Below are 12345 nucleotides of genomic sequence, written 5' to 3' on the forward strand. Positions count from 1 at the left end.
AGAATTGTAATTAGTAGTTTTTCTTACTTCCCTCTTCCTTCTTCCTTCTCCCTTCTTCCCCATGCGCTTCAAATCCCTTGATGTTTTTCGCGGAATTGCGATCGCCTCGATGATTCTAGTCAACAACCCCGGTAGTTGGGAACAGGTGTATCCACCGCTAGAACACGCAGAATGGCACGGCTGCACCCCGACAGACTTAGTATTTCCGTTTTTCTTGTTCATCGTTGGCTGCGCGATGTCTTTCTCGCTGTCTAAATATCTTCAAAATTATCCAAAAACCGGAATAGAAACCTCAAAAATTACACAAACAAAGGAAAAATCAGAATCCGCAAAAAACCCTCTTCCTTCTTCCTCCTTCCTTCTCCCTTCTTCAAATATTTACTGGCGAATTGCGCGTCGCGCCGCGATTCTATTTATATTAGGATTGCTGCTAAATACATCTTCGATCGCCCTTGACGTACTTCTCAACAACGCCCCAGTGGAAAACTTCGATAAAATCCGCATCATGGGAGTATTGCAGCGCATCGGCTTAGCTTATTTCATCAGTGCGATCGCCATTCTCAACCTTTCCCCCCGCAATCAAAAACTGCTCGCTGTTGCCGTGCTTTTGGGCTATTGGGGTGCATTAACCGTATTTGCTGTAGGGGGGTACACTGCCGGCGAACTCACGCCAGAAGGAAATTTAGGAGGATATGTCGATCGGCTAATTCTCGGTAGCCAACACCTGTACAAAGGTGGCCCCTTCGATCCAGAAGGATTGTTGAGCACCTTACCCGCAAGCGTTACAGTCCTAATCGGCTACTTTACAGGAGAATGGCTGCGCGTGCAGCCATTCAAAACCCGCACCAGTATCAACTTAGCAATCGGCGGCCTCAGTTGCGTGGTAATTGGCCACTTGTGGGGATTTTTCTTTCCAATCAACAAACAACTTTGGACGAGTTCCTATGTAGTTTTTACTGCTGGTTGGGCCTTGCTATTGCTAGCCGCTTGCTACGAAACAATTGAAGTGCGAAATTGGAAATGGGGGAGGCCGTTTGAAATCATGGGATTGAATGCAATTTTCCTGTTTGTTGCTTCCGGTATTGTCGCCAGAATCCTGTTGAAAACTCATATCGGTACTGGTGCAAATGCTCCAACTACCTACACTTGGATTTATGAAAACTGGTTTGTGCCGTGGGCCGGGCCGCTGAATGGTTCCCTAGCATTTGCCGTGACAGCGGTATTATTTTGGTGGTTAATTTTGTATGGAATGTACCGCCGTCGTTGGGCGATTAAAATTTGAATTGTGGGTTGTTAAACAAGCGCGTTTGCTGGTAAGTTGTGAGCAAGTGGCTTGACAATCAAAAGCTGTTTGTAGTATAATTTATATATATTTTTTACGGTTTTTGACGTGGATATTCTAATTGAGTCAACAAGGGAATTTGAGAAAGATATTGCGCTGCTAAATGAAGATGAGAAAGCCGCAGTAATTCAAAAAATTAATTATTGTGCCAGCCTTTTTCCTACTCAAAAATCAAATGTGTATCGCAAGCTGCGTCGTCTCCCGCTATCGTCAGACCTGAATGGTTACGAGTCTTCGCTTTATACGCTACGAATTTCTCAAAAACTAAGAGTGGTTTTGGCGGTTGACGAAGACCCAATTTTTGGGCAAGCTATTTTTACTCTTTTTCGAGCAATTCAACACGACGAACTCGATCGAGCGTATAAGGGTGTAGCAGAGTCTTTGTATCAAGACCTACTTCAGCGCGATCGAGAAACTGCCTAGATATAATCAGCTTAAGTTATGGCGCAAAACCTTATTCTCTGTGATGAATATGGCATTATTTACGAAGCTATGAAAATTTTGCCAGATGACGAGCTAAAGATTAGTTTTCTGGAAGCTTTAGCAGAACTTGAAGACCAGGAATGTCACAGGACGAGACAATTTCCCAAAACGAGACTGCATAAAGTTAAGGGTGTGAAGCAGGCAGTTTATCGTGCTGATATTGATAAAGTCTCAGGCTGGCGCATCCACGTTCAGTACGTCAACGGACAGATTCATCTCAAGGATATTATTGAAGGGCAAAGACACGACAATGTAATTGAGGTGATTAAATCAAAGAAATCCCGCTACCAGTAATCCTAGCAAAGATATAATCTATAAAAATCCAGTGGGGATTTAGCGATGGAAACTAACAGATCGTTCGAGCAAAGTGATACCTGGAGTGAAGAAGATTGTCTTGATGTCACAACCTTTTCTTTGCAATTGGCAGCTACTATCGTTCATAGCGACCCCGAAATTTTAGGGGAAATCCTGTCTTTATCGCGACTCGCGTCCCGATCGAGACTCTACTTGATTATCTCGAAGCTGGTGATTCGGTCGATGAATTTTTAGACCATTTTCCTAGTGTCAGCGGCGATCGAGCGATGGAAGTTCTCCCAATGATACGATCGCCACATAACAACATTTAACGTTTATTGATGTCCGCTGCCTCAACATCGATCGCCTGCAGGATCGGATTTCCGATCGCACCCCCGCCACAACTTCCACAAATTAACGCCCCAACCCCCCCCAGCTTAAGGATTTTGCCGATTTCTCGATCCCACGCCACCGATCGCTAACTATAACTGAGCCCTAGTCGCTAAAATTAAAAAAAGATACGTAATAGGCAGGCAGGCGTCAATGATCCCAACAGTTATAGAACAATCCGGTCGCGGCGAACGCGCCTTTGACATTTACTCGCGACTCCTGCGCGATCGCATCGTCTTCTTGGGCCAACAGGTTGACTCAGACTTGGCTAACCTGATCGTTGCCCAATTGCTATTTTTAGACGCCGAAGACCCGGAGAAAGATATTTACCTCTATATCAACTCCCCAGGGGGTTCGGTAACAGCAGGTATGGGCATTTTTGACACGATGAACCACATCCGCCCCGACATTTGCACTATTTGTCTCGGTTTGGCCGCCAGCATGGGCGCTTTTCTGTTGAGTGCCGGCGCTAAAGGCAAGCGGATGAGTTTGCCTCACTCCCGGATTATGATCCACCAACCTCTAGGCGGAGCTCAAGGACAAGCAACCGATATTGAAATTCAGGCAAAAGAAATTTTGTACCACAAACGCCGCCTGAACGAACATCTTGCCAACCATACCGGTCAGCCGCTTTCCCGCATTGAAGAAGATACCGAACGGGATTTCTTCATGTCCGCTGAAGAAGCAAAGGACTACGGATTAGTCGATCAAGTGATCGATCGCCGTCCTTCCGCCAGCCGCCCGATCGCCGCTGTCGTCTAAATAAAAAGTTAAAAATCAAAAATGAGGAAATATTCTTCATTTTTGATTTTTAATTTTTTACGTTCAAAAGTATCTCTTTAATGGATAAACGGGTGGCGAGAAACCGGGTTTTTTACCCTAATCTTTGGTTCTCAACCTTAATCTCTGTAAAAAACCCGGTTTCTTTAATCCGGGAGCAACGGGGGGCGAGAAACCGGGTTTTTTACCCTAATCTTTGGTTCTCAACCTTAATCTCTGTAAAAAACCCGGTTTCTTTAATCTAATAGCCTCCAGCGCCTTGTTTAGTTGCCGAATTCCTAGGGCAAAGATTCGAGATATTGCAGGAAGTCGAGCAATTCTACTTGATTTAAGAAATGGCGCGCTTCTTTGCCATAACCTTGTTTGAGATAATCTTTTCCTTGGTTGGCAGTCCAGCCCAGCCGCTGGATTTCCTCAGTGGTTCTGCTATAGATTTCTAGATATTCTAGGAAATCTACTAACTCTTCGCTAGAAAGCTCTCTCTGCGACGACTTGCCGTAATTGTGTTCCAGACACTGGGTTTCCTGTGGTTTTTTCCATCGCAGGCGTTTGAGGATGGCGTCTATTTGGGCGATCGTATCAGAATTATCCTCGATCGCATCGCTGGGAATTCCCACTGCGATCGGTTGCAACTCCCTGACTTCGGCCGCACCCTGTAGCAGTTCACTTTGGCTAGAAGTAGGCACATCCAGTTCCTGAAGTGGTTCGCCGTAGCTAGAAGAAAGCCAAGCGTCCGAGTCTAACTGCTTTGGTACAAATCCAGTAGCCTCCGCGCGATCGACCGTTGGCGGCAGCGGTGCCGGTACAGGTGCGATCGGCTCTTCATTTAATTTCGCTTCAGTCTTGACAAAATTGCTTTGATCTGTTTCCGGCAATTTGTCAGCAACAGGCATTTCTAGAACCGGAAGAGGAACACTTGTCGGCCCAACAGGAACCGGAACAGCAGGAGGAGGGGGAGGGGGAACAGCAGCAACCGGGGGAACAGCAGGAGGAGGGGGAGGGGGAACAGCAGCAACCGAAGCAACCGGAGCAACCGGAGCAACCGGAGGCGGCTCAACACTCGCGATCGCACGATCGGGCGCAGCAGATCCAAGAACAGCGATCGCTCGCAACCGGGCGCGGTCTTCAGCATCCTCAACAGACTCAGCAGCCGACATAGCCGTAGCCAGAGTTTTGCCGTCAACCTGAACCAGACAGCGAACAACAAACTTACCGTGATGAACAGTCAGCAACTCACAGATTAACTGTCCAGCGGGATAAAGGGCGCGAAATTCAGCAAACATAATTTTTTGACCCCGAAACCAGAGGGGGCTTATGACTTAAGTGTAGTACAGCCCTGAGAAAACAATTTTCTGAAAGCACCTATTCAACATACAATAAATTAAAGGTGAGTCATCCGCGCAACCTTTCACGCCACTAAACCCCATCCCACATCCGGCAGTTTAAGCTAACAAGCACCGGGCGTCATTTCTACCTATAAGAGATGGCACAGCAACTAAGCAAAAGTAGTAAAAGTCTCCGGTTTGCGTACCTGCACTTTCTACAGCACAGATTGCTCCCGACCCGCTCGTTGCACCTCTGTCCGCAAGGGCCGATCGCGTGCAAAAAACAGGGGCATCGCAGCGGCGAGCTACTAGCAATTTTGCCTTGATCCGGTAAGTTCTTTGCTAAAGCAAGAGGCAAGAGGCACTTCAAAAGGAAGAAGGAACAACGCAGAAGGAAACAAGGCAGAAGGCAGAAATGCACATTTTCTCCCTCTCCATCCCTCCATCGGCTCATCCTCGACTCAAGCCGTTGCTTTCAGTATCGAGCCATCTTTTAAGAACCGACAGAGGCTTTCTAATTCGCCAAGTGCTCGGCGCTGCTGACCTAAAAGCAAACAAACCAACGCTAAAAAATTGTATTGGGGAATAGCGTGCGGGACTGTTTTCTGCACCGTCAGCAGTCAGTTCAAGACAGACAGCAGACAGTTAGCACCAAGCCGGTGTCGGGAGAGAATCTCAAAAAAACCTCGCGATGAAACAAGGTGGCTGTGCTCGCGTCTCCACCTATCAACCCGCGCATTTGTTGGGAAGCAGGCACTGCGAGGGCCCGAGGGGGTGCGGCTGATTTCGCCAAAATTAGACTAATTGCTGGAAACAAGAGGATCGATCGCTACATGGAATTTTCTATCGCTGCACTGCTGGCAAATTTTACAGAAGACAAATTAGTGGCCCCAAAAGCATTGGAGAAAAAACTCGACTGCAACGACGCCACCAGTCAACTCAAACTTCAAATCGCATTAGAAGCTCTAGAGAAAATTGGCATATTAGTCAAAGACAAAGGCCGCTATCGCCGAGTAGCTGAAGACGACGTAGTAGAAGCAAAACTGCGCTGTTCGAGCAAAGGATTTTGCTTTGCAATTCAAGACGCCGAAGGCTCAGAAGACGTTTACGTGCGGGAAAGTCACCTCTCGACAGCTTGGAACGGCGATCGAGTCTTAGTCAAAATCATCAAAGAAGGTAGCCGCCGCCGATCGCCCGAAGGCGAAGTCATGCTCATCCTCGAACGCGCCAACCCCTCGGTACTGGCGCGAGTCAAGCAAACCGCCACCCCCACAGGCCGCGTCAGCTACAGAGCAATCCCCCTGGACGATCGCCTGTTGTTTGAACTAGACTTGCTCGCAAATGGCACAAATCTCCAAGAGGCGATCGACCACCTAGTACACGTCGAAGTCAAACGCTACCCCCTCGGCACCCATCGCCCAGTCGGCAAAGTAGTACAGGTACTCGGTTCCGACGCCGAAGCCGCGGACGACCTCGACATCGTATGCTGCAAACACGACTTGCCGCGATCGTTCCCCGCCGCCGTCCTCAAAGCAGCCGAAAATTTGCCCAGCAAAGTCAAAAAAACCGACATCAAAAAACGCCTAGATTTGCGTAACATTCTGACTGTTAGCTTCAGCAAAAACGAACCGGGAACAACCAACAGCGAAAACCATGCCCCCCGAGTTGAGGAGGAAAATCTCTCCGAAGAAGGAGGCGAAAAGGAGTTTGATCCAACGTCATTCCTGTCCGATCCGCCAGTGGAACGCGCATTGTCGATCGAAACCCTGAAGCCCGGCCGCTGGCAAATAGGAATCCACATCAGCGACGCCGCCGAGTACGTGCAGCCAGAAACCCCGATCGACCGTGAAGCCCGCAAGCGAGGAACCGCCGCCCATCTGGGAGAAAAAATCATCGCCGTACTGCCAGAAACCCTCAACGAGCGCTGCTCCCTCCTGCCAGACAGCGAACGGCTGGCCTTCAGCATACTGCTCACCCTAGACGAATCAGGAGAACTCCTAGAATACGAGATTCAAGCCAGCGTCATTCAAATTGACTACCACCTCACCTACGAGCAAGCTCAAGCAATTCTCGAACCAGACGATGCCGAAGAGCACCCTTTATCCTCCACCCTCCGTCCTTTCCTAGATCAAATCGGGGCCGCCTCACAGGCAGCCAGACAGACAAGGCTCAAGCGAGGAGCTTTTGAACTAAATTTGCCCGATGCTAACTCTCACTTCGACGACGAAGGCGAATTAGGAGCTTTTGCAACAGCTCCCCCCGCCCAGTCGGCTGTCTCCGAGTTGGTGGTACTCGCCAACCAAGCTGTCGCCACCCACCTGCAAGCCTTGGGAGTCCCAGCAATTTACCGCGTCCAACCGATGCCAGACCCGGCAGACATTCAAGAGTTCATCAAACTCTCCAACAACCTCGGAGGCGAACTGTATCTCGAAACCGAAGAAGAAGTTTTGCCCTTGGACTTTCAGCGATTTACCCAGCAGTTTGCCGGCCTGAAGTCCGAAAGAGTTCTCACCTACCTGCTAGAAGACACCATGAAGCCCGCTGTTTACAGCACAACTCCCAAGCCGCACTTCGGTTTGGGGCTGTCAGAGGGTTACACGCGCTGCACTTCGCCGCTTTCCCGCTACGCCGATTTGCTGGTACTGCGGGTGTTGCAAGCGGTGTTCGAGCAAGGGCGCAGCAGCCGCACAACACGGGCTAAGGAAAAAGTTGACTTGCACCATTCCTCCTGTCACGGTCAAATTACTTGGAATGTTCTCCCCCCAGATTTGCACCACGAATTTGAGACGGAGTTTGCATCGGTAGTTGTACACCTAACCGAACGCGAAAGAGTTGCTGAGGATGCCGAAAGCGATTTGCAGGGATTGAAGAAAACCGGATTGATGAAAGAACGCACCGGCCAAACTTTCCAAGGTTTGATTACAGGCGTGCAGTCTTACGGTTTCTTTGTGGAAATTGAGGTGCGGCCGCCGGAGAGCGACATTTTGCGTGTTGAGGGATTGGTGCACGTTTCTTCGCTGAAGGATGACTGGTACGAATATCGATCGCGCCAGCAAACTCTGGTGGGCCGCAAAAACCGCAATCAGTACCGTTTGGGCGATCGGGTAGAAGTTCAAGTCAAGAGTGTTGATTACTACCGCCAGCAAATTGATTTAGTTGCAGTTGGCGGCGGCAGTCAAGCTTTTGATGATGATGAGTAGTTAGTTGATAGTTGATAGTTGATAGTTGATAGCTAACAGTAAAGGTAGGGTGCGTCGCCAGTTTCCAACTCTCGCCTGTTTCTAACAAACGTCTGCTGTTCAGAAACCGGGTTTCTTGATGAAACCCGGTTTCTGAAGTCCGCTTCAAGAAAAATCAGGCTTTTTTGCAAATATTGCGGTGCTAAAATTCGATACTTTCCCAAAAAATCAGGTTTCTGGACTCGAGTCAGTGAAGGATCTAGAGCATCTGTGAGGAGGTGGGGTGGAAGGCTTTCCCGCACACCAAGGCGCATATTTCTAGTCTCTCCGAACAAGACCAGCTTTTGGCTAAGTCTTTTTGATACCAAACATTTTCTAGCACTTCTTTGATAGATTTGCTGCGGAGGTTGTTAAATCCTTGCCCATATTTTTCAAACAGAGCGATCGCCTGGGTCCTATAAGTGTCGCTGTAATGAGCGTATTTGGTCTGAGCTGTATAGCAGCAGGGCCACAGTTCAGCGTCAAAACTAACGTAAATTTCAGCTTTCTTTTGCGACTGGCAGTTAATTTCAATGCCCTGAAAATAATTTTCTAATCCTCCATATTCTTGGACGGCTTTGCGAAAGTTGGGGATTTCTGGATTTTGATACTGGGGTAAGGAAGCCGGCTTGAGTTCTACGGAGCTTTCTTTGTTCGCTTTAGCAGCTTTAGCCGGAGCAATTTCTTGAGCGAGTTGGAGTTTAACGGCTTGCTGAAAAGCTTCATTTGCTTCTTCTATTTTACCTAATTGTGTCCAGATTTTGGCTAAATTTCGATACACTCCTGAAAAATTTGGTCTAATTTCAAGCGCTTTTTGATAGTGATAAATTGCGGATTCCCATTGTTTTTGAGAAGCATAAACGCTGCCCATATTTGCATAAACTTCGGCAAATTCTGGCTGAATTTCTAGGGCAGTTTTATAGGAGTTCATCGCTTCCTCCAGACAGTCTGTGAGCTGTAGCAGATTGCCTAATGTTTTGTGAGCGACGGCAAAGTTTGACTGAATTTCAAGTGCTTTTTGACAAGCTAAAAATGCTTGTTCTAAATTTTTTTCCGCTAAATAATCTTCAGCTTGTCGGTGAAAATTGAGAGCTGCTTTTTCTAGGGTGATGGGGGTAGAACGATCGCGCTTTTCCTGCGTCTGGGAGTCCACCTCTGCGATCGCCTCCTCCTTTTCTCCGACTTCATCAACCTCTGACAGCGCAAAGCGAGACGTTGCTTTAGCTTGAAATTTAATAAACCCCAGTCTACGGGCCAAAGCGCGAGCTTCTTCGACTTGGTGTTGATTGTGTTCAAAGACTAAATATTGCCACTCTGCTTGGCCACCGGCGCCAATAAAGGCCTCGACGGATTCCATAATCCGGTTCCAGTTTGTATTGCGACGGTAGAGGTGGTTGGTATCCGCTAATCCATCGATGGCAAAAATAACGCGATCTTCTGGTTGATTCAAAATTTTGGCCAATTGTCGCCACCAATCAGGGCTGCGTCCGCTACCATTGGTGTACATCCAAAGGTAATTGACTCCCATTTTGTGAAAATACTTTAGCGCCGGGAGAGTGGTATTACTCACCATCGCATCCCCAAAGTTGCCGCACAGGTAAATCCAAGACAACTGAGAGCAGAATTCTTTAGGGAAGATTCTCTTAATATCTGCTATTGTCAATTCTGTCATTGGCAAAATAGGGTTCCCCGTGCGCGGACACTGAGGACAACCGGCATTACATCGGGAGGTAATGTCTAATTGCACTATTTCGATATCTTCGTATCTTAAGAACATTGTCTGCCTCCCCTGATGTTAATAAAGTAAAGTTAGTAGTTCTATTGTGACACAGAGTTGGTCGTGGCTATCAGGATGTAAGATGGAGCTGGGATCTGGAACTCTGGCGATCGCAGTTAGCCTTTGTTTTTGTTAACGAAGAATAGGGTAATGATAATCCTGGCGATCGCAGTCGCATACTTTATTGTAGTATCCGGGGGTGTTGCAGGTGGCTATAGGTTTCGCCTTTTATTGTTATTAAGAGCGATCGCCACGCAATCATTGAATTGATTGATGAGTGTTGTGGCTGTTATTAGCACCTATCGCGCTATAATTAGTGAGCTTATTTCACAATAATTACCAATGACTAATTCTGTTTCAGTCCCCGCCCAACCTCTAATTGTAGGAGTTACTGGAGCATCGGGACTGATTTACGCGGTGCGAACTTTGAAATATTTGTTGGAAGCCGATCGCGCGATCGAACTGGTCGCTTCCAAGTCTACTTACATGGTTTGGCAAAGCGAACAGAACACTCGAATGCCCGCAGAACCCACGCTTCAAGAGGAATTCTGGCGGGAACAAGCAGGAGTAGCCACAATGGGTAAACTCCGGTGCCATCCCTGGCAAGATGTCGGTGCTAATATTGCTAGTGGCTCCTTTCGCACCCAAGGGATGATGATTATTCCCTGTAGCATGAGTACGCTGGGCAAGTTGGCGGCTGGCTTGAGCTCGGATTTGCTCGAAAGAGCGGCCGACGTTCAGCTCAAGGAAGGGCGAAAATTGGTACTCGTGCCTCGCGAAACGCCTTTTAGCTTGATTCACCTGCGGAATTTGACTACCTTGGCGGAAGCTGGAGCTAGAATTGTACCAGCGATTCCTGCTTGGTATCACAATCCGCAAACTATTGAAGATTTGGTAGACTTTGTGGTGGCTCGCGCTTTAGACCAGTTGGGGATTGATTGCGTTCCTCTCAAACGCTGGAAGGAAGAGGAGTAATAATTAGTCATTAGTCATTAGTCATTAGTTATTAGTTATTAGTGATTTACAAATTACAAATTAAAATTTGATATGCGTCCTGTTTTTTTGCTAGTAATTGTGGTAGGGCTAACTATTTTTGCCCTGCAAAATGTGGAGCCGGCATTATCGCTGGTATTTTTGGGAGTTCGATCGCCTGCTGTGCCCTTATCTATCTGGATTTTGCTGAGCATGGCGGTGGGAGCTCTCACATCTTTATTGATTTCTGGTTTGCTCGCTTTTTCAAATTACCTATCTCCAACGGGAGACCGCAGCGGCAGATCCAGTCGCAGCGGTCCCGATACTTTCCCAGAGGACAGCAGAACACCTTACACGCCGCCTCCCCCTCCTAGAAAACAGGGAATTGACCCGGATCTGAATAGGGAAAATAGCCAAACTCAAGCTCCTGGTTCCTACCGAACTGAGTACGGCACGTCGGCGGGTTACAGTGCCCGGACTTTCCAGCAAGAAACTCCGAACCCGGATGGGGCGAAGGATTATGCTCAACCGGGGAGTTATGCAGCGGCAGACGATGAGGATGATTGGGTCTCAGATGGCTCAAAATCGCGTTCTCAAGGGGGCGATGATGATTGGGGGGACGATCGCGATTTTCCCGATCGACCGCAGGTAAATGATGTTCCAGCGGCAAATCCGAGGGCTTACGAAGCTCAGCAGGAACCGAAAAGCAAGTCTTGGGCTGGCTCAGTATATTCTTACGGCTATCGAGATCCGAGCCAGTCTGGGGTGGGACAAACAGAGTCTGTATACGATGCGGAGTATCGAGTGCTGATTCCTCTGGAAGGGCAGATTCCTAAACCCGCTGATGAAACACCAATAAATCCTATGGCAGAAGCAGATGAGGATTGGGGATTGGATGAGGGTGATGAGTTTGATGACGATGATGGCCTCAGTGGCAGATCGATTAACCTGAAAAAATAGAAAAATATCGGAGGATTTGGCAGTGGATGGGTTGAGGGGAGTAAATATCTATCTTGTCGGGATGATGGGTGCGGGAAAAACAACGGTGGGGCGGATTTTGGCAAAAAAATTAAAATACCGTTTTTTTGATACTGATGAACTAATTGTTCGAGTTGCTAATCAGTCAATTGCTGAGATTTTCGATCGAGAAGGGGAAGAGGCTTTTCGGGAACTAGAAAGTAAAGTGCTTGGGGAGTTGTCTGCGTATCAAAATTCGGTCGTGGCTACGGGCGGTGGCATTGTGACGCGATCGATGAATTGGGGTTACTTGCACTACGGTGTAGTGGTTTGGCTGGATGTGCCTGTAGATCAATTGTACGATCGACTGCGTTCGGACACCGCTCGACCCCTACTGCAGGAGGGCGAGCTCAAATCTAAGCTGCAAAGCCTTTTTAAAGAGCGAGAGCGTTTCTACACTCAAGCAGATGTCCGAGTCTATGCTGGTGTGGGTGAAAGGCCTGAAACAGTGGCGACTAGGGCGATCGAGGAAATCCAAAAAGTTATCAAACCAGAAACCGGGCCCGAGCTCAATTGATACATTCCGAAACCGATTTTCTCAGAAAATAACAGGTTTCTGAGGACTTTTGATACCAGTTCAAAAAAATAATGCAACCCTACGCAAACTCTAAACCACAAGCTTCCTCTGTCATTCCCAAAATCTAAAATCTAAAATCTAAAATCTAAAATGGTATTATAAAACTTCATTAAGTTTATAAGCAGTAGTAAGCAAGAATGATAATATGTAGTCAGGAGGTTAACAATGAA

The 12345-nt window shown here is 47.7% G+C and carries 12 protein-coding genes; 10 read left to right on the plus strand and 2 right to left on the minus strand.

Annotated elements, in window-relative coordinates:
• Nucleotides 1-61 precede the first annotated feature (61 nt).
• The 6 genes from QT973_RS23100 to clpP all read left to right on the plus strand — a co-directional run bounded on the left by QT973_RS23100 (nucleotide 62) and on the right by clpP (nucleotide 3271).
• A complete protein-coding gene (locus QT973_RS23100) occupies nucleotides 62-1282 on the plus strand; it encodes a heparan-alpha-glucosaminide N-acetyltransferase domain-containing protein (protein ID WP_333057899.1) in 1221 nt (406 codons plus the stop codon).
• A 108-nt stretch (nucleotides 1283-1390) separates the two neighbouring features.
• Complete coding sequence (locus QT973_RS23105; protein WP_333057898.1) at nucleotides 1391-1765, plus strand: hypothetical protein; 375 nt, start codon at nucleotides 1391-1393, stop codon at nucleotides 1763-1765.
• Nucleotides 1766-1783: 18 nt separating this feature from the next.
• Nucleotides 1784-2119 carry a hypothetical protein gene (locus QT973_RS23110; protein WP_333057897.1) on the plus strand — a complete coding sequence of 112 codons (336 nt, stop codon included), beginning with the start codon at nucleotides 1784-1786 and terminating at the stop codon, nucleotides 2117-2119.
• 45 nt (nucleotides 2120-2164) lie between these two features.
• Complete coding sequence (locus QT973_RS23115; RefSeq protein ID WP_333057896.1) at nucleotides 2165-2374, plus strand: hypothetical protein; 210 nt, start codon at nucleotides 2165-2167, stop codon at nucleotides 2372-2374.
• The gene (locus tag QT973_RS23120; RefSeq protein WP_333212020.1) at nucleotides 2320-2451 is read left to right on the plus strand and encodes a DUF433 domain-containing protein; all 132 of its coding nucleotides are present in this window, start codon (nucleotides 2320-2322) and stop codon (nucleotides 2449-2451) included. The genes QT973_RS23115 and QT973_RS23120 overlap by 55 nt, the downstream gene beginning before the upstream one ends.
• Nucleotides 2452-2662: 211 nt before the next feature.
• Complete coding sequence (gene clpP, locus QT973_RS23125) at nucleotides 2663-3271, plus strand: ATP-dependent Clp endopeptidase proteolytic subunit ClpP (protein ID WP_006635758.1); 609 nt, start codon at nucleotides 2663-2665, stop codon at nucleotides 3269-3271.
• A gap of 296 nt (nucleotides 3272-3567) precedes the next feature.
• On the opposite strand, the gene QT973_RS23130 is transcribed toward clpP, so the two are convergent.
• Nucleotides 3568-4572, minus strand: coding sequence for a hypothetical protein (locus tag QT973_RS23130; protein ID WP_333057895.1), 1005 nt, complete (start codon nucleotides 4570-4572; stop codon nucleotides 3568-3570).
• A gap of 875 nt (nucleotides 4573-5447) precedes the next feature.
• Between QT973_RS23130 and QT973_RS23135 the strand changes: the two genes are divergently transcribed.
• On the plus strand, nucleotides 5448-7814 hold the full coding sequence (locus tag QT973_RS23135; RefSeq protein WP_333057894.1) for a ribonuclease R family protein: 2367 nt from the start codon (nucleotides 5448-5450) through the stop codon (nucleotides 7812-7814).
• Nucleotides 7815-8052: 238 nt separating this feature from the next.
• On the opposite strand, the gene QT973_RS23140 is transcribed toward QT973_RS23135, so the two are convergent.
• On the minus strand, nucleotides 8053-9609 hold the full coding sequence (locus QT973_RS23140) for a tetratricopeptide repeat protein (RefSeq protein ID WP_333057893.1): 1557 nt from the start codon (nucleotides 9607-9609) through the stop codon (nucleotides 8053-8055).
• A 342-nt stretch (nucleotides 9610-9951) separates the two neighbouring features.
• Here QT973_RS23140 and QT973_RS23145 point away from each other — a divergent pair, with 342 nt between their 5' ends.
• From QT973_RS23145 to QT973_RS23155, 3 genes are all read left to right on the plus strand, one after another.
• Complete coding sequence (locus QT973_RS23145) at nucleotides 9952-10584, plus strand: flavin prenyltransferase UbiX (protein ID WP_333057892.1); 633 nt, start codon at nucleotides 9952-9954, stop codon at nucleotides 10582-10584.
• 72 nt (nucleotides 10585-10656) lie between these two features.
• Entirely contained in the window at nucleotides 10657-11541 is an 885-nt protein-coding gene (locus tag QT973_RS23150) for a LapA family protein (protein ID WP_333392247.1), read from the plus strand.
• A 22-nt stretch (nucleotides 11542-11563) separates the two neighbouring features.
• Complete coding sequence (locus QT973_RS23155) at nucleotides 11564-12115, plus strand: shikimate kinase (protein ID WP_333057890.1); 552 nt, start codon at nucleotides 11564-11566, stop codon at nucleotides 12113-12115.
• Nucleotides 12116-12345: the final 230 nt, after the last annotated feature.

The sequence above is a fragment of the Microcoleus sp. Z1_A1 genome, from assembly GCF_036700305.1.
Classification (GTDB): domain Bacteria; phylum Cyanobacteriota; class Cyanobacteriia; order Cyanobacteriales; family Microcoleaceae; genus Microcoleus.